This window comes from Mycobacterium ahvazicum (genome assembly GCF_900176255.2).
In the GTDB taxonomy this organism is placed as follows: domain Bacteria; phylum Actinomycetota; class Actinomycetes; order Mycobacteriales; family Mycobacteriaceae; genus Mycobacterium; species Mycobacterium ahvazicum.
This window is the reverse complement of the sequence record NZ_FXEG02000003.1, coordinates 1359532-1381683: the sequence shown is the minus strand read 5'-3', so window position 1 is coordinate 1381683 and position 22152 is coordinate 1359532. Positions and strand designations below refer to the sequence as shown.

Below are 22152 nucleotides of genomic sequence, written 5' to 3'. Positions count from 1 at the left end.
GGTGCGCCCCCCGAACCGGCGCCGAGAAGTTATTCGTCGCCGCGGGCCCGGCGGACGGGTGCGGATCGGCGGCAAAATGTCGACCTGAGCGCCCCTGTTCAGAGTCGGTTGATGGGTGACGTTTCTGTTTCGGTTGATCCTTGACACTCGTGTTGTGTTTTAGGGTCCTGTGCTGGTGCGCATGGCCCGTTTGATTCGTACCTCGCCGGTGCTGCGGCGGGCGGTGGTTTTGACTATTTGATCCCCGATCCAAAACCGCAGCAGCTGGCCGTCGACGTGGACATCGCAGCGCGCACCGGCGTAGTAGCGCCCGATGCTGACCTGCTGCCAGGCCACGCAGACCACCCCGTTGGTGGTCACCCGGCGACTGACCCAGGCATCGCCGCTACGGTCGACCCCCGGTGGCGCCGGCGCGCTGGCCCGGGCCACGGCGGCGGGGCGGGCGAACCGCTGGGCGGGGGTGTCCATGTTCAGCGATTGGTGTGGTCGGGCGGTGTTGTAGTCATCCACCCACTCATCGAGGGCTTGCTGGGCGGCCTTCAAAGTCGCAAAAGGTGCTGCGCTGCCTAGGAATTCCGCACGCAGACTGCGGTGGAACCGCTCGATCTTGCCCGTCGTTGTCGGCGAACGGGGCTGGGTGAGCAAATGCTCGACCCCGTTTTCGGGGCGTGTCTCATTGACTGTGTAAGTGGTTGGGCCTGAATGGTGGGTGACCACCAGACAGGAGTTCTCAGTTGTCTCAATCTGACTCGCCCAGGGACGATGCGGCTGCCAAGCTGGCCGAGCTGTTGCCGGCGGCGGCGGTGGATGCTTTGTTGGCCGATGCCGAGGCCTCGGGCACGCCGATCGATGGTCCTGACGGACTGTTGGCGCAGATGACCAAGGCGGTGCTCGAACGCGCTTTGGATGTCGAGATCGCCGATCACCTGGGCTATGAGCACGGCGATCCGGCCGGTTATGGCTCGGGTAACTCCCGCAACGGGCGTGGCCGCAAGACCGTGTTGACCACGGCCGGGCCGGTCGAGCTCGAAGTGCCCCGGGACCGCAACGGCACCTTTAGCCCGGTGATCGTGCCCAAGCGTAAACGCCGCTTGGGCCAGGTCGAGGACATGATCTTGTCGCTGTACGCGCGGGGAATGTCCACGCGCGATATCACCGAGCATCTGGCCGAGGTCTACGGCGCCACCGTGTCAGCAGCCACCATCTCGCGAGTCACCGACGTCGTGACCGAGGAGATCGCCGCCTGGCAGTCCCGACCGGTCGATCCGGTCTATCCGATCCTGTATATCGACGCCATCCGCCTCAAAATCCGCGACTCCGGGGTGGTGGCCAACAAGGCCGCCCACGTGGTCATCGGCGTCGATATCGACGGCATCAAGCAGGTCCTGGGGATCTGGATCCAGCAGAGCGAAGGCGCGAAGTTCTGGCACGGGGTGCTCACCGAGCTGCGCAACCGCGGGTGTCGCGACGCGCTGTTCGTGTGCTGCGACGGGTTGAGCGGGCTACCCGAATCGATCGCGGCGGTGTGGCCAGCCGCGGTGATCCAGACCTGCGTGGTGCACCTGCTGCGCTCCTCGATGCGCTATGCCTCCTACACCGAGCGCCGCAAGATGGCCGCCGCGATGCGTCCGATCTACACCGCGCCCACCGAAGAGGCCGCCAAACTCGCCCTCGAGGACTTTCGCGCCCAATGGAAAACCAAATCGCCCGGTGCGGTAGCCGTATGGGATCGCGCCTGGGCCGAATTCGTGCCGTTTCTAGCGTTCCCCGTCGAGATCCGCAAGATTATCTACACCACCAACGCCGTCGAGTCGCTCAACTATCAACTCCGCAAGGTCACCAAGGCCCGCGGCTCGTTCCCCTCGGACGCCGCCGCCCTAAAACTGCTCTACCTGGCCATCCGCAACATCAACCAGAAACGAGGATCCCACGGACCAGGAACCTACCGCTGGACCGAAGCCCTGAACACCTTCGCCATCCAATTCCCCGACCGACTCCCCCTATGACCCCAAAGATAAACGGCTACAACAACTTACACAGTTATCTTGACACGCCCCGTTTTCGCGGCAGATCGCATCGAAGAGCACCTCCACCGGCGGATGAAAGAACCGGCCAGTGAACACCTTGCCGTTATCGGTCAAGATCTGCTCGGGCGCCCCGTAGGTCGCTAGTGCCGCCCGCAAGCCGTCACAGACCGCACGGGTGCGCTCACGCGCCATCAACTTAGCGCACACGCACATCCGGGAATGATCATCAATACCCGTCAACGCCTTCGCCGAGGTGCCGTCGGCCAGCGGAAACCCGCCGACGATGTCCATCTGCCACAACTCCATCGGCGCCCCCCGCTCCCAGCGTTTCCACTTGCGCGAACGCCGATCCCGGGCGGTCGGGTCAATCAAGCCAGCCCGCAGCAACGCCCGATACACCGCCGACGACGACGGCACCGGAGACACCTGGCGCTTGGCGAGCTCGAACACCAACCGCCGCGGCCCCCAATACGGACGCGACCGCCGCAACTCCAGCACCGCGGCCTCCACGGCCGCGGGCATCTGATGCGGACAACTCACCGGCCGATGCGACCGATCCGCCAACCCATCGAGGCCCTCGGCCTCATAGCGGGCTAACCACGAGTGCAGCGTTTGGCGCGACACTCCCACTTTCTCGGCGACCTGCGAAATCGACAACCCATCACTGATCACCGCCAACACGGCCGCATACCGTTGCTCGGCCACGCTCAACTCCCTCATCTAGGGAGTGTCAAGGATCAGCCGAAACCGCTGTAAAGGATCAACCGAAACACTGTCAGGCATCACCCGGAATCGAAACGTCAAGCATCAGCCGAGGTCATACATCGACCTGAGCGCCCCCGGCACGACTCGAACGTGCGACCTAGGGATTAGAAGGCCCTTGCTCTATCCACCTGAGCTACGGAGGCAATGCGCAGGTCAGTCTATCCAACAAACGACAACACCCCGACTCGCCGACGCGACACGCGCGAAAAGCCTTGCACCGCTAACGAAATCAGTTATCGTATAGAACCTCGACACACGTACAACACCAGCTGGTAAACAGCTGTTAACCGCAACGAGGCGTGTGCACAAGGGTCGAGGAGACCAGTTCAATGGGCGTGGCCATGAGTATGACTGCGCGGTACGCGAGGGCGGGATCCCAGGCGTTCCGCCTGGTAGCAGATGCCAGAGGGGCCACTCGGGCCGCGGGTCTGCTGCTGCGCGGATCACCGTTCGCCCTGGGCTGGTTCGCCGGTTGGTTGTCGACGGAATTTCCCCCGCACGTGGTTACCGGGCATGCGTTGTCGCGGATCTCGGCCCCCTCCATCGGACGGGTGGGGGCCTCCTGGGCCGGCCAGCGGGCCGAGCAAACGCTCACCGCCAGCCTCACCGAGTCGTTCGGGCCGGATTACGCCGATCTGGTGAGCCACCCGGCCTTCGAAGCCTCCGAGTGCGTCCCCCGCGGCGGCCTGTTGCACCGGCCGGGGCCGCACGCGCGCTATGCCGCTCAGACATCGGACATTTCGTATGGCCCGGGCGGTCGGGACAACCTATTGGACATCTGGCGCCGTCACGACCTGGCGCCGGGCCGTCGCGCGCCGGTGCTGATCCAGGTTCCCGGTGGGGCGTGGGCGGTCAACGGCAAACGCGGCCAGGCCTACACCCTGATGAGCCGGATGGTCGAACTCGGCTGGATCTGCGTGTCGATCGACTACAGCAAGAGCCCGCGTTCGACGTTTCCGGCGCACCTGATCGACGTGAAGCGGGCGATCGCGTGGGTCCGCGAGAACATCGCCGACTACGGCGGCGACCCTAGCTTCATCGCGATCACCGGCGGCTCAGCCGGTGGCCATCTGGCCTCGTTGGCCGCGCTGACGCCCAACGACCCACGGTTTCAGCCCGGGTTCGAACACGCCGACACCACGGTCCAGGCGGCGGTGCCCTACTACGGCGTCTACGACTTCACCAACGCCGAGGTCATGCACGAACTGATGCTGCCGTTCCTCGAGCAGTTCGTCATGCGCGCTCGATACGCCGAAACCCCTGAGCGCTTCGCCGCGGCGTCGCCGATCAACTACGTGCACGACGAAGCGCCCCCATTCTTCGTGCTGCACGGCGAGCGGGACGAACTGGTTCCCTGCACGCAGGCGCGCACGTTCTGCGCCGCGATGCGCGACGCCGGAGCCCCGCTCGTGGCGTACGCCGAGCTGGCCAACGCTCACCACGCATTCGACATCTTGTCCACGGCCCGCTCGCGGCTGGCCGCCCAGGCCGTGGCGGACTTCTTGGGCATCATCTACGGGCGCCGGGCCACCGCGCTGCTCGATTCGTGGTCACTGTCGGCGACGTCGGCCAGTTGAGTCGCGCAGATCAACTGCCTGCCACAACGTTTCATCCGACGGTTCGCCGCGCCTGCCGCGGCCACTGAATCGTGCCTTTCACCAGCGGGTCAACGCGACTAGCGTTGGTGGAGCTATCCGGTTGGCGGAGCTGAGGCAGGAGGCTTGACGGCGGTGACAAGGTTGGCGCGTCGATGCGGCGATCATGACTGAGCCCGAGGGGGGCATCGGATTGTCCGACGAGCTCGGGCCGGTCGACTACTTGCTGCATCGAGGCGAAGCGAACCCACGGACCAGGTCGGGCATCATGGCGCTGGAACTCCTCGACAGCACGCCGGACTGGGAGCGGTTCCGCACCCGATTCGAGAACGCGTCGCGAAAGGTGTTGCGGCTGCGGCAGAAAGTCGTGGTGCCGACGCTGCCGACGGCCAATCCGCGCTGGGTGGTGGACCCCGACTTCAACCTGGACTTCCACGTGCGGCGGGTGCGCGTGTCCGAACCCGGCACGCTGCGCGAGGTATTCGATCTCGCCGAGCTGATCCTGCAGTCGCCGCTGGACATCTCGCGGCCACTGTGGACCGCGACGCTGGTCGAGGGCCTGCCCGACGGCAAGGCCGCAACGTTGTTGCACGTCAGCCACGCCGTCACCGACGGCGTCGGCGGCGTCGAGATGTTCGCCGAGATCTATGACCTCGAGCGTGATCCTCCGGCCCGGCCGACGCCGCCGCTGCCGGTCCCGCAAGATCTCTCGCCCAACGATCTGATGCGAGAGGGCTTCACCCACTTGCCGTTCGCTTTGATCGGTGGTGTGGTGGGCGCGGTCTCCGGAGCGGTGTCGGCAGCCGGGCGCGTGCTCATGGAACCGGTATCGACGGTGTCGGGGATCGTGAACTACGCCATTTCCGGCATCCGGGTGGTCAACCGGGCCGCCGAGCCCTCGCCGCTGCTGCGCCGGCGCAGTCTGGCCACCCGTTCCGAAGCGATCGACATCCCGCTCGCCGATTTGCATAAGGCCGCGAAAGCCGGCGGGGGATCGATCAACGACGCCTATCTGGCCGGGCTGTGCGGCGCCTTGCAGCGCTACCACCAAGCACTCGGCGTCCCGATCGGCTCGCTGCCGATGGCGGTCCCGGTCAGCCTGCGAGCCGACGCTGACACCGCTGGTGGCAATCGGTTCACCGGCGTCAACCTGTCGGCGCCGGTGGGTGCCGGCGACCCGGTCTCCCGGATGCGCAAGATCCGCGCCCAGATGACGCAGCGGCGAGACGAACCCGCGATGAACATCATCGGCTCGATGGCGCCGGTGCTCAGCGTGCTCCCTACGGCGGTGCTGGAGGGGATCACCGGCTCGGTGGTCGGCGCCGACGTGCAAGCCAGCAATGTCCCCGTTTACCCGGGCGACACCTACATCGCCGGCGCAAAGGTGTTGCGGCAGTACGGTATCGGACCACTTCCCGGCGTGGCGATGATGGTGGTGCTAATTTCGCGTGGCGGATGGTGCACCATCACGGTGCGCTACGACAGAGCATCGGTACGAAAGGAAGCCTTGTTCGCTCAATGCCTGTTGGAGGGGTTCAACGAGATTCTCGCGCTGGCCGGTGATCCGGCGCCGCACGCGGTGCCGGCGTCGTTTTCTGCGCAACCCGGTGCGATGGCGCAATCGGTGTCGGGCTCATGAGCGCCGCCAAAGATCGCGGGATACCAACGCCGCCAAAGGATTTACGGTTGCCAGGCTCGGTCGCCGAAATCCGTGCCAGCGCCCCCGGCCCCAAAGTCGGTGCATTCTTCGACATGGACGGAACGCTGGTCGCCGGGTTTACCGCGGTCATCCTCACCCAGGAACGCTTGCGCCGGCGAGACATGGGCGTCGGCGAGCTGCTCAGCATGGTCCAGGCCGGCCTGAACCACCGGCTCGGGCGTCTCGAGTTCGAAGATCTGATCAGTAAGGCATCCGAAGCGCTGCGCGGCCGGATGCTGACCGATCTGGACGAGATCGGCGAGCGGCTCTTCGCTCAACGGATCGAGTCGCGCATCTACCCGGAGATGCGCGAGCTGGTGCGTGCCCACGTTGCTCGCGGTCACACCGTGGTGCTCAGCTCGTCGGCGCTGACCATCCAGGTCAATCCGGTAGCCCGTTTCCTCGGGATCGCCAACACACTCACCAACAAGTTCGCGGTCAACGACGACGGGATGCTGACCGGCGAGGTCGTCGAGCCGATATTGTGGGGGCCGGGCAAAGCCGATGCGGTACAACGGTTTGCGGCCGAGCACGACATCGACCTGAAAGACAGCTACTTCTACGCCGACGGCGATGAGGATGTCGCGTTGATGTACCTGGTCGGCAACCCACGGCCCACCAACCCCGAGGGAAAAATGGCCGCCGTCGCCAAGCGCCGGGGTTGGCCGGTCCTGGAATTCAACAGCCGGGGCAGCGTGGGCATCCGGCCACAAGTGCGCACGCTGGCGGGCATCAGCTCGATGTTCCCGGTCGCGGCCGGCGCACTGGGTGTCGGGCTGGCGACGCTGAGCCGGCGGCGTGGGGTGAACTTCTTCACCTCGATGTTCCCCCAGACGTTGTTGGGAGCCAGCGGCGTCAGTCTGAACGTCATCGGCAAAGAGAATTTGACCGCACAGCGTCCCGCGGTGTTTATCTTCAACCACCGCAACCAGGTTGACCCCGTCATCGCCGGTGCGCTGGTGCGCGACAACTGGGTCGCCGTCGCCAAGAAGGAGCTGCAGAAGGACCCGCTGGTGGGCACCCTTGGCAAGCTCACCGATGGTGTGTTCATCGACCGCGATGACCCCATCGCCGCGATGGAGACGATGGCCGAAGTTGAGGAGCGCGCCAAGAAGGGCCTGTCGATCCTGATCGCCCCGGAAGGTACCCGAATCGACACCACCGAGGTCGGGCCGTTCAAGAAGGGGCCGTTTCGCATCGCGATGGCAGCGGGAATTCCGATCGTGCCCATCGTGATTCGCAACGCGGAGATCGTCGCCGCCCGCAACTCCACCACGATCAACCCGGGCACGGTCGATGTCGCGGTGTTCCCGCCGATCTCGGTGGCGGACTGGACAGTTGAGACGCTGCCTGAGCACATCGCCGAGGTGCGTCAGCTTTATCTGGACACCTTGGCCAACTGGCCTGAAGACGAAGTGCCGGACGCCGAGTTGTTCGCCGAGAAGAAGGCGGCCAAAAAGGCAGCGGCCAAGCCGAAGGCCACCGCGACGAAGGCAACCAAAGCCCCGGCGAAGAAAGCGCCTGCGAAGAAGACCGCACCCCGGAAGTCTGCGGCCAAAGCTGCAAAGCCCGCAGCCAATTCGCAACCGGCGCAGCCGAATCCGAACGAATCAAAGGTCGCTCTCAAAGACGGTGAGGCAACGCAGCCCGGTGCGGACCAGCCCGGCGGTGCCGAGTCTACGTCTCGGCCCAGAGGGCGCACGTGACACAACCGGCCGCAGACACCAGCGCAGTCCTGACCGCGCAAGATTCGCTGGTGTTGGCGTCCATGGAGTCCGGCATCGAGACGCAGCTGGTGATGGAATGGCTGGGGCAGCAGCGAGCCCGGAATCCGGATGTGAAGTTCGACGTGCTCAAGCTTCCTCCCGGCGGCGCGCCACCGACAGCGTTGAATCTGCTTGTCGACCAGCTGGAGTCCGGCGAAGACCGCTCGATCGTGCCGGTACGGGTGTTTTGGCTGCCGGCTCCCGACCGCGGCAGGGCCGCGAAGCTGGCCGGGCTGCTTCCCGGCTGGGATCCGTACCACCCCAACCAACGTCGGCAGCGCCAGATCCTGCACAAGGATCGCCACCGTGCCCGGGTGGTAACCGGCGAAGCGGCCAAGATGTCCGAGCTCCGCGAGCAGTGGCGCGATACCACTGTCGGCGGGGATGAACGGAACTTCGCCCAATTCGTAACGCGCCGAGCCCTTTTGGCGTTGGAGCGGGCCGAATACCGCATCCTGGGCCCGCAGTACAAGTCTCCGCGGTTGATGAAGCCGGAGATCTTGGCGTCCACGCGGTTTCGTGCGGGACTGAAAAAGATTCCGGGTGCCACGGTCGAGGAAGCAGGCAAGATGCTCGACGAGCTGGCCACCGGATGGAGCCGGGTGTCGGTGGACCTGGTTTCCGTTCTGGCCAGGGCGATTTGCCGCGGATTCGAACCCGAAATCGACTACGACGCGTTTCAGGTCGCCGCGATGCGCACCGGGCTCGAACTACATCCGGCGGTGCTACTGTTTTCGCACCGGTCTTACATCGACGGCGCGGTGGTGCCGGTCGCGATGCAGGAGAACCGGTTGCCGCCGGTGCACGTGTTCGCCGGCATCAACCTGTCGTTCGGATTGATGGGTCCGCTGCTGCGCCGCTCCGGCGTCATCTTCATCCGCCGCGACATCGCCGATAACCCGCTCTACAAATACGTGCTACGCGAGTACGTCGGCTACATCGTCGAGAAGCGCTTCAACCTGAGCTGGTCCATCGAGGGCACTCGCTCGCGCACCGGCAAGATGCTGCCTCCCAAGCTCGGCCTGATGTCCTATGTGGCCAACGCGTATCTGGATGGCCGCAGCGAAGACATTCTGCTGCAACCGGTTTCGATCGGCTTCGACCAGCTGCACGAGACCGCCGAATACGCGGCCTACGCGCGGGGCGGCGAGAAGACACCCGAGGGCGTGCTCTGGCTGTACAACTTCATCAAGGCCCAGGGCGAACGCAACTACGGCAAGATCTACGTCCGCTTCCCCGAGGCCGTCTCGATGCGCCAGTACCTCGGCCCGCCGCACGGCCCGCTGGGTCAAGACGACGACGCCAAACGGCTTGCGCTGCAGAAGATGTCGTTCGAAGTCGCGTGGCGGATCCTGCGCGCGACCCCGGTAACGGCGACGGGTTTGGTGTGCGCGTTGCTGCTCACCACCCGCGGTGCCGCGCTGACGCTCGACCAACTCCACCACACCTTGCAGGACTCGTTGGATTACCTGGACCGCAAGAACACCCCGGTGTCGAACAGTGCGTTGCGGCTGCGCACCCGCGACGGGGTGCGCGCGGCGGTCGACGCACTGTCCAACGGACACCCGATCACTCGCGTCGACAGCGGCCGCGAACCAGTGTGGCTGATCACCCCCGACAAGGAGCACGCCGCGGCGTTCTACCGGAACTCGGTCATCCACGCCTTCCTGGAGACCTCGATCGTCGAACTCGCCCTGGCGCACGCCCGGCACACCGAAGGCGACCGCATGCAAGCCTTCTGGTCGCAAGCCATGCGGCTGCGCGATCTGCTGAAATTCGACTTCTACTTCGCCGATTCGACGGCCTTCCGTGACAACATCGCCGAAGAGATGGCATGGCATGACGATTGGGAGTCTCACGTCGCGGCCGGCGGCGCCGCGATCGATGCGCTGCTGTTCGCCAAGCGGCCGTTGATGTCCGACGCGATGCTGCGGGTGTTCTTCGAGGCCTACGAGATCGTCGCCGACGTCTTGCGCGATGCGCCCGCCGACGTCGGCCAAAAAGAACTCACCGAGTCCGCACTCGGGGTCGGCCAGCAGTACGTCGCGCAGACCCGGGTGCGCAGCAGTGAGTCGGTGTCCACGCTGCTCTTTGCCACCGCGCGTCAGGTCGTCGCCGACCAGGATCTGATCGCGCCCGCCCCGGATCTCACCGAACGCCGGGTCGCCTTCCGGCGGGAACTGCGGGCGATCCTGCGGGATTTCGGCTACGTCGAGCACATCGCCCGCAACCAGTTCGTGGCCCGCGAATTCCAGGCACGCGAGGAGCGCACCGCTCGCCCGGCCGGGTAGCGCGGGCTTTGCCGATGCCCGCCCATACCCTGGGTGTATGACGATTGGCCAGTCCGCAGCCAAGGCCAGGGAGCTGGTGTGGCCACTGCTTACCGGCGTCGCGGTGCTGGCCGGCTGCACGGCCGCCGGCATCGGAGCGTTGTCGCTGGCCGACGCGCTGACCGCCACGGGATTGCCCAATCCGGGCCCGGCGACCACGCTGGGCCTGCCGTTCGTCCGGGCGGCGGGCGAGATCGCCGCGGTGCTGGCCGTGGGGTCGTTCCTGTTCGCGGCGTTTCTGGTGCCACCGCAGAAGTCCGGCGTGCTCGACGCCGGAGGCTACCGCGCGCTGCGGCTCGGGACGGTCGCGTCGGGTGTGTGGGCGGTGTGTGCCGCACTGCTGATCCCGCTCACCATTTCCGACGTATCCGGTCACCGGTTGGCCGAGATGCTCGATCCGGTGCGGCTCTGGTCGCTGGCCAGCCTGGTCAATACCGCCTCCTCGTGGCGGTGGACGGCGTTCCTGGCCGCCGGCGTCACACTGGCCAGCCTGGCGGTGCTGCGCTGGTCGTGGACGCCGCTGCTGCTCGCCGGTTCGCTGCTCACGTTGATCCCGCTGGGGCTGACCGGTCACTCGTCGGCCGGCGGCTCACATGACCTGGCCACCAACAGCCTGCTGATCCACCTTGTCGGCGCCAGCCTGTGGGCCGGCGGGCTGATGGCTCTGCTCGCGCATGCGCTGCGCGGCGGCGATCACCTGGCCCTCGCGGCCCGGCGGTTCTCGATGCTCGCGTTGTGGTGCTGGGTTGCGATGGCGCTCAGCGGCGTGATGAACGCCCTGGTGCGAGTGTTGCCGTCGGATCTGCTGACCACCACCTACGGGCGGCTGGTGCTGGCCAAGTTCGTCGCGCTGTGTGGGCTGGGTGTGCTGGGGTGGCGTCAGCGTCGCGTCGGAGTCGTTGCGCTGCAACGTGCTCCCAGTTCGCGCAGCGCCCTGATCCGGCTCGCGCTCGTCGAGGTGGTCCTGTTCGGCGTGACGTTCGGCATCGCCGTCGGGCTGGGCCGCACCCCGCCGCCGCCACCGCCGATCCGGTTGCCGTCAATCCCCGAGGCCGAAATTGGTTACGACTTCGACGGCCCGCCGACGGTGGTGCGAATCCTGCTGGACTGGCGCTTCGATCTTGTCTTCGGCACGGCGGCAATCATTTTGGCCGCGCTGTATGTTGCCGGGGTGTTGAGGCTGCGCCGGCGAGGCGACCAATGGCCCGCCGGTCGGGTCGTGGCCTGGCTGCTGGGCTGTCTGACCCTGCTGTTCGTGACCTCGTCCGGGGTCGGCCGCTACATGCCGGCGATGTTCAGCATGCACATGGTCGCGCACATGGGGCTGTCGATGCTGACGCCGATCCTGCTGGTGCTGGGCGCGCCGGTCAGCCTTGCGCTGCGGGCGCTGCCCGCCGCCGGTCGCAACGACCCGCCGGGAATGCGCGAATGGTTGCTGGCCGCCCTGCACAGCCGGGTGTCGCGCATCCTGACCAATCCGATCGTGGCCACGGTGTTGTTCGTCGCGGGCTTTTATGGCCTCTATTTCACGTCTATCTTCGACGACGCGGTGGCCAGTCACGCGGGGCATTTGGCGATGAACGTGCACTTCCTGGTCAGCGGCTACCTCTTCTATTGGGTGGTCATCGGCGTCGACCCGACGCCGCGGCCGATCCCGCATTTGGCCAAGGTCGGCGTGGTGTTCGCGTCGCTGCCCATGCACGCGTTCTTCGGTGTGGAACTGATGGGCACCCCAACCGTGCTGGGGGAGGCCTACTACAGATCCCTGGGCTTGAGTTGGCATACCGACCTGCTGGGCGATCAGCGCTTGGGCGGCGGAATCGCTTGGGCGGCAGGCGAAGTGCCGCTTGTGATCGTGATGCTGGCGTTGCTGATGCAGTGGGCCCGCAGCGATGCGCGCACCGCGCGGCGTCTGGACCGGGCGGCCGACCGCGACGACGACGCCGATCTGACCGCCTACAACGCCATGCTGGCCGAACTCGCGAGGGGGCCCAAGCCGGCATCTCAGGGGCCCGGATCGACTATGCCGGGGGAGGTTCGGAAGCCGGGTTGAGGGTGTCGCTGTCGGCGGCGACGCGCGCGGTCCGGTCCAGGCGCGCCACTTCAAGTTCCGAGTCCGCCAGCAGCTGCTCGATGCACGCCTCCGAGGCCCCGAGGTAGGTGCTGTCGAGGTCGATTTCCGTGGCCACGCACCAGGCTTGGTCTTCGGGCCACCACAGGTTGGCGGACTGGTGGCCAAGGGACGGCGATTGCACCGACTGGGCGGCAGCGGTGAGTGGTCCGCGAGCCAGGTAGTAGGCGCGACCAGGCAGCTGAAATGTCGGCAGGTCGTCAAATGCGAGGTCGATGCCGCCCCAGCCATCCCATACCGCAAACCAGCAATGGTCCACGGCCGCGGTATGTCTCGCGAGGGTGCGGATGAGCGAAGCGGCGACATCGGCTGGAAGTGTCCCTACCGAAGGTGCTTCGTCTACGACGGCGGATTGTCGGGCGCGGTACCCGGGGGTGTACCGCGATGCGCAACCGATCAGCCGATTGAATTGCATCTGCGGGTGCGCCAACTTGTGGTTGGCGCGGGCGACGTCGGCCCAGCTCACCGTCACCCCGCCGATGGCGGCGGGGTGGAACACGCGGGCGTAGGCGTCGAAAACGGCCGGAACCAGCGACCCGACGTTCTCCCCAAAGCCATGCGGCCTTTCGATCATCCATTGCGCAGCACGGAGATCATCGACGATCTCCAACGCACCGACCGTAACCACTCGTCCACCATAAGTTCGACGCGCCGCCGGAGAGTAATCCCGCCACGCACGAGCGTAAGCACTCTGCGAATATTGGCACGGTTCTTTGCTGTGTGCTTCCGCTCGGGCATTGGGGTCGCATAGTGCTTCGGTGCGTATGTCTTGATTTCCCAACCTGTTTGGCTTCGGACCGATGGCTGGGGGCCGGTAACCAACCTAGTTGTTGGTTGGTGGTGGTTGGGGTTGGAAGGGGTCGTACCACCACCATTGGGCGCGTTCGCCGGTGGGTCCGGGGCAGGGTGGCTGCGCTCAGTGGTCGGCCGTCCTCGTCGGTGATGGTGAGCGCGTCGGCGGGTCCGGTGAGGGTGATCAGGCCGCGGTGATGGGCGCGGTGGTGGTACGGGCAGACCAGCACCAGGTTGGCTAGTTCGGTGGGGCCGCCGTCTTCCCAGTGCCGGAGGTGGTGGGCGTGCAGACCACGGGTGGCCCCGCACCCGGGCACCGCGCAGCTGCGGTCACGATGCTCCAGGGCGCGGCGCAGCCGCCGGTTGATCACCCGCGTCGCACGCCCGGCACCGATAACCTCGCCGTCACGTTCGAACCAGACCTCGCAGGTGGCATCACAGGTCAGGTATCGGCGCTCGGCGTCGGTCAGCAGCGGACCCAGATGCAGCGCGGCGGCACGCTGCTCAATATCGAGGTGCACGACCACGGTGGTGTGCTGCCCGTGCGGGCGGCGGGCCGCCTCACTATCCCAGCCGGCCTCCACCAGCCGCATCAACGCGTCGGTGGCGTTCGGCAGCGGGGGCCTGTGCTCGGGGTCGCTTTCGCCGTGATCGCGTTTCCATTCGGCGAAAAGCGCATCACGATGAGAGGCCAACGCGGCGTCGAACTTCGCGGCGTCTAGGTGGGGGAGTTTGATCCGCCAACACGTGAACTCCTCGTCCGAGGTCTGGGTGATCGAGGGCGCCGGTTCGGGCCGCGGGTCGGGCTGGGGTCGTGGTTCGAGTTTGACCGCGGTACGCAGCTGGCTGACCGTGGCGACCTCGGCCAACCCCGCATAGTGTGCATCGGATCCCTGACCCGCGCCGGCGGCGATGACGCCGACCTGATCCAGCGACAGCCGACCCTCAGCCATGCCCGCCGCACACCGCGGGAACTCCTCGAGCCGGCCCGCGATCGTGGTGATCGTGTGGGCATTCGCCGAGGACAGGGCCAGCTTCCAGCCCAGCAACGCCGCCACCGAGCGCGCACCGGTCGCCCCGCACAGCTCGTCGCGCTCGATCTCGGCAGCAATCTCCACAATGCGCCCATCAATCGCATTGCGCTGACCCGCTAACTCCGCCAACTCCTCGAACAACACCCCCAGACGATCCGGCGGGCGCGATTCAACGACGCTCGGCGAGGCGGTCAACGACATAACGACATCATCGCGACCACCACCGACAAATCCCGGCCGCCCGACCCCGCGCCGCACCCGCCTCGCGTCCTTATCCACAGTCACGATTTTGTCCACAGACGGGCCCGGCAGCGGCGGGACGACCGGCCTGACTCGTCGGTGTCTGCGCGCTCAATGAGCGGCAAGTACGAGCACTACCTGAGACACCTGCGAAAGGAAATTGAGCCCATGTTCGAAACCCAGCTGACCGTCGTCGGTCACATCGTCAACGATCTGCAGCGCCGCACCGTCGGCGGGCAGGAACTCATCAAGTTCCGGGTAGCCAGCAATTCTCGCCGGCGCACCGGCGAGGGAAGTTGGGAGCCGGGAAACTCGCTGTTCATCACCGTCAATTGCTGGGGAAAGCTGGTCACCGGCGTCGGGGCCGCGCTGGGCAAGGGCGCGCCGGTGATCGTGGTGGGCCACGTCTACACCAGCGAGTACGAAGACCGCGACGGCAATCGCCGTTCGTCGCTGGAAATGCGCGCGACATCGGTCGGCCCGGACTGCTCGCGCGCGATCGTGCGCATCGAAAAGCCCGGCTACGCCGGTCCCGACGCGGAGTCCGCGCCGGCCAATAGCGCGGAGGAGCCGGTTAATAGCGCGGAGGACGCGGGCTCGGTCGGATCCGGTGACGGCGCCGAGAACCCCAGCGCGCTGCCTCTGTCGGCTTAGCGGGCGGGTCGGGCATCCCGGGCGATGCATAGGATGGTCCGCGAGATCGTTCTCGAAGACCAGAAAGGCATAACCCCGGCATGGCTGAGTTCATCTACACGATGAAAAAGGTCCGCAAGGCGCACGGCGACAAGGTGATCCTGGACGACGTCACGCTCAGTTTCTTCCCGGGCGCCAAGATCGGTGTCGTCGGCCCCAACGGCGCCGGTAAGTCGAGCGTCTTGCGGATCATGGCCGGACTGGACAAGCCGAACAACGGCGACGCGTTCCTGGCCACCGGTGCCACGGTCGGCATCCTGCAACAGGAGCCGCCGCTGAACGAGGAGAAGACCGTTCGGGGCAACGTGGAAGAGGGCTTGGGCGAGATCAAGGTCAAGCTCGACCGCTTCAACGAGGTCGCCGAGCTGATGGCCACCGACTACTCCGACGAGCTGATGGAGGAGATGGGCCGGCTGCAAGAAGAGCTGGACCATGCCGACGCGTGGGACCTCGACTCGCAGCTGGAGCAGGCGATGGACGCGCTGCGCTGCCCGCCGCCCGACGAACCGGTGACCAACCTGTCCGGTGGTGAGCGACGCCGGGTGGCGCTGTGCAAACTGCTGCTGTCCAAGCCCGACCTACTGCTGCTCGACGAGCCGACCAACCACCTGGACGCCGAGAGCGTGCAGTGGCTCGAACAGCATCTGGCCAGCTATGCGGGCGCGATCCTGGCCGTCACCCACGACCGCTACTTCCTGGACAACGTCGCCGAATGGATTCTGGAACTCGACCGCGGCCGCGCCTACCCCTACGAGGGCAACTATTCGACCTACCTGGAGAAGAAGGCCGAGCGGATCGCGGTTCAGGGCCGCAAGGACGCGAAGCTGCAGAAGCGGCTGCAAGAAGAACTGGCCTGGGTGCGCTCCGGCGCCAAGGCGCGCCAGGCCAAGAGCAAGGCCCGCCTCGGCCGCTACGAAGAAATGGCCGCGGAGGCGGAGAAGACGCGCAAGCTCGATTTCGAGGAAATCCAGATCCCGGTCGGGCCGCGGCTGGGCAATGTGGTGGTCGAGGTCGACCACCTGGACAAGGGCTTCGAGGGACGCACCCTGATCAAGGATCTGTCGTTCACCTTGCCCCGCAACGGCATCGTCGGCGTCATCGGTCCCAACGGTGTCGGTAAGACCACGCTGTTCAAAACGATCGTCGGTCTCGAGCAGCCGGACAGCGGCACGGTCAAGGTCGGCGAGACCGTCAAGCTCAGTTACGTCGACCAGAGCCGCGCCGGCATCGATCCGAAAAAGACCGTCTGGGAAGTCGTCTCCGACGGGCTGGACCACATCATCGTCGGCCAGAGCGAAGTCCCGTCGCGGGCTTACGTGTCGGCGTTCGGCTTCAAGGGCCCCGATCAGCAGAAGCCGGCGGGTGTGCTGTCCGGTGGTGAGCGCAACCGGCTCAACCTCGCGCTGACCCTGAAGCAGGGCGGAAACCTGATCCTGCTCGATGAGCCGACCAACGACCTCGACGTCGAAACGCTGAGTTCGCTGGAGAACGCCCTCGAACAATTCCCCGGCTGCGCGGTGGTGATTTCGCACGACCGCTGGTTCCTCGACCGCACCTGCACACACATCCTGGCTTGGGAGGGTGACGAGGACAACGAGGCCAAGTGGTTCTGGTTCGAGGGCAACTTCGGTGCATATGAGGAAAACAAAGTCGAACGACTTGGAGCCGAAGCCGCCAGGCCGCACCGGGTGACGCACCGCAAGCTCACGCGGGACTAGTGTCACCTTTGCCAGCAGCCCCGCAACGATGCGCCCGGTTCGGTCGCCGAGATGTGGGGTGACTGCGCGTAGTGCCAACCGTCCTGAGTAGGGAGCTAACGGCATGACGATCGGTTCCGGACCGAAGCAGGCAACCATCCCGTGGACCGCGTTCTCCACGATGTCGGACGTTCCTGACTGGATTTCCAAGGCCTACGTCGAGACCTATCGCGGCCCCCACGACAAAGAACCCGGAACCCTCGAAACCGGCGTCATCGACCTGACCATCCCGGCCACCATCCTCACCCCGGCGCTGCTGAACGCGCACTACCGGCTGGGCCAGCACCGACCGCCCGGCGAGAGCTGCGTGGCGGTCTATCCGCCCGAGGATCCCGCGGGCTTCGGGCCCGCGCTGCAGGTCGTCACCGACCACGGCGGCATGCTGATGGACTCCGTCACCGTGCTGCTGCACCGGCTCGGTGTCTCCTATTCCGTGCTGATGACCCCGGTGTTCGATGTGCAGCGCAACCCGGCGGGCGACCTGATCAGCATCGAACCCAAGGCGCCGGGCACCCCGCAATACGTCGGCGAGGCGTGGATCCACATCCAGTTCGTGCCAACCGTCGACACCAAAGCGCTCGCCGAGGTCGAGAGGGTGCTGCCCAAGGTCCTCAGCGACGTCCAACAGGTGGCCGCCGACGCCGCGGCGATCATCGCCGCCCTGAGCAACCTGGCCGCCGACGTCGAAAACAACCCCGGCGGGCGTTTCACGGCGCCCGACCGCGAGGATGTCGCGGCGCTGCTGCGCTGGCTGGGTGAGGGGAACTTCCTGCTGCTGGGCTACCAGCGGTGCCGGGTGCACGACGGTCTGGTCTCTGGCGACGGGACCAGCGAGCTCGGCGTGCTGCGCAGCCGGACCGGTTCTCGCCCGCGACTGACCGATGACGACAAGCTGCTGGTGTTAGCCCAGGCCACCGTCGGTAGCTACCTGCGCTACGGCGCCTATCCCTACGCCATCGGGGTGCGCGAATACGTCGACGGTGGCGTGATCGAGCACCGCTTCGTCGGGCTGTTCACCGTCGCCGCGATGAACGCCGACGTGCTGGAGATCCCGTCGATCTCGCGCCGGGTCCGCGAAGCCCTGGCGCTGGCCGACAGCGACCCCGTCCACCCGGCTCAATTGATCCTCGACGTGATCCAGACCGTCCCGCGTTCGGAGCTGTTCACCCTCAGCGGCGAACGGCTATTCACGATGGCCAAAGCCGTGGTGGATCTGGGATCCCAGCGCCGGGCGTTGCTGTTCGTCCGGGACGACCGGCTGCGCTACTTCGTCTCCTGCCTGGTCTATGTGCCCCGCGATCGCTACACGACTGCCGTGCGGTTGCAGATCGAGGACATCCTGGTCCGCGAATTCGGCGGTACGCGACTGGAATTCACTGCGCGGGTCAGTGAATCACCTTGGGCGCTCATGCATTTCATGGTGCGACTGCCCGAAGATGCGGGCCCGGTCGACGTCTCCGAAAAGAACCGGATGCGAATCCAGGCGCTGATCAGCGAGGCCGCGCGCACCTGGTCTGACCGGCTCGTCGCGGCCGCACCCACCGGAGCGATCTCGCACGCCGACGCCGAGCACTACGCCGGCGCCTTCTCCGAGGCCTACAAGACGGCGGTCACCCCGGCCGATGCCATCGGCCACGTCAACATCATCAACGACCTGACCAGCGATTCGGTCAAGCTCGTGTTCACCGATCGCGGCGAGGGAACCGCACAGCTGACCTGGTTCCTGGGCGGGCACAGCGCCTCGCTGAGCCAGCTGCTGCCGATGCTGCAGAGCATGGGTGTCGTAGTGCTCGAGGAACGGCCGTTCACGGTCATGCGACCGGACGGATTGCCGGTGTGGATCTACCAGTTCCGGATCTCGCCGCACCCGACCATCCAGGTGGCGCAGACGCAGGCCGACCGCGACGCCACGGCACAACGCTTCGCCGAGGCCGTCACCGCGATCTGGCACGGCCGGGTCGAAGTCGACCGGTTCAACGAGTTGGTGATGCGCGCCGGGCTGAGCTGGCAGCAGGTCGTGTTGCTGCGTGCCTACGCAAAGTACTTGCGGCAAGCCAACTTTCCCTACAGTCAGTCCTACATCGAATCGGTGCTCAACGAGCACCCCTCGACAGCGCGATCGCTGGTGCGGCTGTTTGAGGCATTGTTCGATCCCAGCGGATCGGCGACGAGCCGCGACGCGCAAACGGCCGCCGCCGCCGTCGCCGCGGACATCGACGCATTGGTCAGCCTGGACACTGACCGCATCCTGCGTGCCTTCGCGTCACTGGTGCAGGCCACGCTGCGCACCAATTACTTTGTGACACGCGAGGGTTCGGCCCGCGTCCGCAACGTGCTGGCGATCAAGCTGGATGCCCAGCTGGTCGACGAGCTGCCGTTGCCGCGGCCCAAGTACGAGATCTTCATCTACTCACCGCGCGTCGAGGGCGTGCACCTGCGGTTCGGCCCGGTGGCCCGCGGCGGGCTGCGCTGGTCGGACCGGCGCGACGACTTCCGCACCGAGATCCTGGGTCTGGTCAAGGCCCAGGCGGTCAAGAACGCCGTCATCGTTCCGGTCGGGGCCAAGGGCGGTTTCGTCCTCAAACGCCCGCCGCTGCCCACCGGCGACGCCGCGGCCGACCGTGACGCGACCCGCGCCGAGGGCGTCGCCTGCTATCAGCTCTTCATCTCCGGGTTGCTGGACGTCACCGACAATGTCGACCACTCAACCGGAAAGGTAAGCCCCCCACCGCAAGTGACACGCCGCGACGGTGACGACGCCTACCTGGTGGTCGCCGCGGACAAGGGGACCGCGACCTTCTCCGACATCGCCAACGACGTCGCCCACTCCTACGGGTTCTGGCTGGGTGATGCCTTCGCCTCCGGCGGATCGGTCGGCTACGACCACAAGGCCATGGGAATCACTGCCAAGGGCGCCTGGGAGGCCGTCAAACGACACTTCCGCGAGATGGGCGTCGACACCCAGACCCAGGACTTCACGGTGGTGGGCGTCGGCGACATGAGCGGTGACGTATTCGGCAACGGCATGCTGCTGAGCAAGCACATCAGGCTGGTCGCCGCGTTCGATCACCGGCACATTTTCCTGGACCCCGACCCCGACGCGGCGAGAACGTGGCCGGAGCGCCAGCGGATGTTCGACCTGCCGCGCTCCAGCTGGGAGGACTACGACAAGTCGCTGATCAGCGAGGGCGGCGGGGTGTACAGCCGCGAGCAGAAGTCGATCCCGATCAGCCCGCAGGTGCGCGTGGCCCTGGGCATCGACGACGAGGTCACCGAGATGGCCCCGCCCAACCTGATGAAGGCAATTTTGCTCGCACCGGTGGACCTGCTGTTCAACGGTGGTATCGGCACCTACGTCAAGGCCGAGTCCGAGTCCGACGCCGACGTCGGCGACCGGGCCAACGACCCGGTGCGAGTCAACGGAAACCAGTTGCGCGCCAAGGTAATCGGCGAGGGTGGCAACCTCGGCGTGACGGCCTTGGGCCGCGTCGAGTTCGACCTCGCGGGTGGGCGGGTCAACACCGACGCGATGGACAACTCCGCCGGCGTGGACTGCTCCGACCACGAGGTCAACATCAAGATCCTGATCGACTCGCTGGTCACGGCCGGCAAGGTCCACCGGGACGAGCGCAGCGCGCTGCTGGAATCGATGACCGACGAGGTCGCGAAACTGGTGCTCGCCGACAACGAGGACCAGAACGACCTGATGGGCACCAGCCGCGCCAACGCCCCGAGCCTGCTGCCGGTGCACGCCATGCAGATCAAGTTCCTCGAAGAGAACGGCGTCGACCGCGAGCTGGAAGCGTTGCCGTCGGAAAAGGACGTCGCGCGGCGCACCGAAGCCGGTCTGGGGCTGACCTCACCCGAGCTCTGCACCCTAATGGCCCACGTGAAGCTGCTCCTGAAAGCGGAGATGCTGACCACCGAACTGCCAGAGCAGGACGTCTTTGCGTCGAGGTTACCCCGCTATTTCCCGACGCCGTTGCGGGAGCGATTCACCCCGGAGATCCGCACTCACCAGCTGCGCCGCGAGATCGTCACGACGATGTTGATCAACGACATGGTGGACGCCGCCGGCATCAGCTACGCGTTCCGGATCACCCAGGACGTCGGGGTCGGGCAGATCGACGCGGTACGCACCTGGGTGGCCACCGACGCCATCTTCGGGATCGACGAGATCTGGCGCGGTATCCGCGCGGCGGATATCCCGGTCGCGCTCTCGGACCAGATGACGCTGGATACCCGACGTCTGATCGACCGCGCCGGACGCTGGCTGCTCAACTACCGCCCCCAGCCGCTGGCCGTCGGCGCCGAAATCAACCGCTTCGCCGCCAAGGTCAAAACGCTGACCCCCCGGATGTCGGAGTGGCTGCGCGGTGACGACAAGGCCATCGTCGAACAGGAAGCCGCGGCGTTCGCTGCCGGGGGTGCGCCGAAAGAGTTGGCCTACCTGGTGGCGGCCGGCCTGTACCGCTTCAGCCTGCTCGACATCATCGACATCGCCGACATCACCGATACCGAAACCGCCGACGTCGCGGACACGTATTTCGCGCTGATGGACCGGTTGGGCACCGACGGCCTGCTCACCGCGATATCAGCGCTGCCCCGATACGACCGCTGGCATTCCTTGGCGCGCTTGGCAATCCGCGACGACATCTACGCCTCGCTGCGGTCGCTGTGTCTCGACGTGCTCGCGGTGGGGGAGCCGGACGAAAGTGGGGAAGAGAAGATCGCGGAGTGGGAGCACATCAGCGCGTCCCGGGTGGAGCGGGCCAGGCGAACGCTCACCGAGATCTATGCAAGCGGCGCCAAGGATCTCGCGACGCTGTCGGTGGCCGCGCGCCAGATCCGCCGCATGACCCGCACCAGCGGACGGGGGACTTCCGGGTGACCGTCGGATTCGTCGCCCAGGTGCCGGTGCGCTGGTCGGACATCGACATGTACCAGCACGTCAACCACGCCACGATGGTCACGCTGCTGGAAGAGGCGCGGGTTCCCTTCCTCAAACCGGCGTTCGAGGTCGATATCTTGGAGATCGGGCTGTTGATCGCCGACGTACGGGTCACCTATAAGGCGCAGCTGAAGTTGGTCGATTCGCCTCTGCAGGTCACCATTTGGACCAAACAGCTGCGGACTGTCGACTTCACGCTCGGCTACGAGGTGCGTTCGGTCGGCGCCGATCCGCAGTCCAAGCCGGCCGTCATCGCCGAGTCACAGCTGGCCGCGGTTCACATCCAGGAGCAGCGGTTGGTGCGCCTCGGGCCACAACATCGGGAGTACTTGCAACGGTGGCTGCGTTAGCTGATCGCGGATTGTGGCTGGG

At 66.2% G+C, this 22152-nt stretch carries 11 protein-coding genes, 1 tRNA gene and 3 pseudogenes; 10 read left to right on the top strand and 5 right to left on the bottom strand.

Going from position 1 to position 22152, the window contains the following annotated elements:
* Positions 1 to 159: 159 nt before the first annotated feature.
* Positions 160 to 663 (bottom strand): annotated as a pseudogene (locus MAAFP003_RS19065) (integrase core domain-containing protein); the annotation flags it as partial.
* 113 nt (positions 664 to 776) lie between these two features.
* Here MAAFP003_RS19065 and MAAFP003_RS19060 point away from each other — a divergent pair.
* Positions 777 to 2006 (top strand): IS256 family transposase, encoded by a 1230-nt coding sequence (locus MAAFP003_RS19060; protein WP_096291275.1) that lies wholly within the window; start codon positions 777 to 779, stop codon positions 2004 to 2006.
* A gap of 48 nt (positions 2007 to 2054) precedes the next feature.
* Here the strand turns inward: MAAFP003_RS19060 and MAAFP003_RS19055 are convergent.
* Positions 2055 to 2747: pseudogene (locus MAAFP003_RS19055) on the bottom strand (helix-turn-helix domain-containing protein); the annotation flags it as partial.
* 114 nt (positions 2748 to 2861) lie between these two features.
* Positions 2862 to 2935, bottom strand: a tRNA-Arg gene (locus MAAFP003_RS19050).
* Positions 2936 to 3121: 186 nt separating this feature from the next.
* On the opposite strand from MAAFP003_RS19050, the gene lipQ reads away from it, so the two are divergent.
* From lipQ to MAAFP003_RS19025, 5 genes are all read left to right on the top strand, one after another.
* A complete protein-coding gene (lipQ, locus tag MAAFP003_RS19045; RefSeq protein ID WP_096289381.1) occupies positions 3122 to 4369 on the top strand; it encodes an esterase LipQ in 1248 nt (415 codons plus the stop codon).
* Between the two features lie 184 nt (positions 4370 to 4553).
* Positions 4554 to 6026, top strand: coding sequence for a WS/DGAT/MGAT family O-acyltransferase (locus MAAFP003_RS19040; protein ID WP_096289379.1), 1473 nt, complete (start codon positions 4554 to 4556; stop codon positions 6024 to 6026).
* On the top strand, positions 6023 to 7792 hold the full coding sequence (locus MAAFP003_RS19035) for an HAD-IB family hydrolase/lysophospholipid acyltransferase family protein (protein ID WP_096289377.1): 1770 nt from the start codon (positions 6023 to 6025) through the stop codon (positions 7790 to 7792). The genes MAAFP003_RS19040 and MAAFP003_RS19035 overlap by 4 nt, the downstream gene beginning before the upstream one ends.
* Positions 7789 to 10143: a glycerol-3-phosphate 1-O-acyltransferase gene (locus MAAFP003_RS19030; protein ID WP_096289375.1), complete on the top strand. Its 2355-nt coding sequence runs from the start codon at positions 7789 to 7791 to the stop codon at positions 10141 to 10143. Before MAAFP003_RS19035 ends, MAAFP003_RS19030 begins: the two co-directional genes overlap by 4 nt.
* A gap of 37 nt (positions 10144 to 10180) precedes the next feature.
* Entirely contained in the window at positions 10181 to 12235 is a 2055-nt protein-coding gene (locus tag MAAFP003_RS19025; RefSeq protein WP_096289373.1) for a bifunctional copper resistance protein CopD/cytochrome c oxidase assembly protein, read from the top strand.
* Here MAAFP003_RS19025 and MAAFP003_RS19020 read toward each other — a convergent pair.
* Both MAAFP003_RS19020 and MAAFP003_RS19015 read right to left on the bottom strand, forming a co-directional pair.
* Positions 12204 to 12941 (bottom strand): hypothetical protein, encoded by a 738-nt coding sequence (locus MAAFP003_RS19020; protein WP_096289371.1) that lies wholly within the window; start codon positions 12939 to 12941, stop codon positions 12204 to 12206. The two genes, MAAFP003_RS19025 and MAAFP003_RS19020, sit on opposite strands and share 32 nt — an antisense overlap.
* Before the next feature lie 195 nt (positions 12942 to 13136).
* Positions 13137 to 14340 (bottom strand): annotated as a pseudogene (locus tag MAAFP003_RS19015) (HNH endonuclease signature motif containing protein).
* 207 nt (positions 14341 to 14547) lie between these two features.
* Here MAAFP003_RS19015 and MAAFP003_RS19010 point away from each other — a divergent pair.
* The 4 genes from MAAFP003_RS19010 to MAAFP003_RS18995 all read left to right on the top strand — a co-directional run bounded on the left by MAAFP003_RS19010 (position 14548) and on the right by MAAFP003_RS18995 (position 22130).
* Complete coding sequence (locus MAAFP003_RS19010) at positions 14548 to 15033, top strand: single-stranded DNA-binding protein (RefSeq protein ID WP_096291274.1); 486 nt, start codon at positions 14548 to 14550, stop codon at positions 15031 to 15033.
* Between the two features lie 80 nt (positions 15034 to 15113).
* On the top strand, positions 15114 to 16790 hold the full coding sequence (gene ettA / locus MAAFP003_RS19005) for an energy-dependent translational throttle protein EttA (protein ID WP_096289369.1): 1677 nt from the start codon (positions 15114 to 15116) through the stop codon (positions 16788 to 16790).
* Between the two features lie 103 nt (positions 16791 to 16893).
* Positions 16894 to 21720 carry an NAD-glutamate dehydrogenase gene (locus MAAFP003_RS19000; RefSeq protein WP_096289367.1) on the top strand — a complete coding sequence of 1609 codons (4827 nt, stop codon included), beginning with the start codon at positions 16894 to 16896 and terminating at the stop codon, positions 21718 to 21720.
* Positions 21717 to 22130, top strand: a complete 414-nt coding sequence (locus MAAFP003_RS18995) for an acyl-CoA thioesterase (RefSeq protein ID WP_096289365.1) — start codon at positions 21717 to 21719, stop codon at positions 22128 to 22130. Before MAAFP003_RS19000 ends, MAAFP003_RS18995 begins: the two co-directional genes overlap by 4 nt.
* The last annotated feature ends 22 nt before the right edge of the window (positions 22131 to 22152 follow it).

Bases quoted from the DNA above. Each gene is read 5' to 3' on its own strand.
- lipQ (WP_096289381.1), top strand. From the start codon at position 3,122: ATGGGCGTGGCCATGAGTATGACTGCGCGGTACGCGAGGGCGGGATCC.
- MAAFP003_RS19040 (WP_096289379.1), top strand. From the start codon at position 4,554: ATGACTGAGCCCGAGGGGGGCATCGGATTGTCCGACGAGCTCGGGCCG.
- MAAFP003_RS19035 (WP_096289377.1), top strand. From the start codon at position 6,023: ATGAGCGCCGCCAAAGATCGCGGGATACCAACGCCGCCAAAGGATTTA.
- MAAFP003_RS19025 (WP_096289373.1), top strand. From the start codon at position 10,181: ATGACGATTGGCCAGTCCGCAGCCAAGGCCAGGGAGCTGGTGTGGCCA.
- MAAFP003_RS19010 (WP_096291274.1), top strand. From the start codon at position 14,548: ATGTTCGAAACCCAGCTGACCGTCGTCGGTCACATCGTCAACGATCTG.
- ettA (WP_096289369.1), top strand. From the start codon at position 15,114: ATGGCTGAGTTCATCTACACGATGAAAAAGGTCCGCAAGGCGCACGGC.
- MAAFP003_RS19000 (WP_096289367.1), top strand. From the start codon at position 16,894: ATGACGATCGGTTCCGGACCGAAGCAGGCAACCATCCCGTGGACCGCG.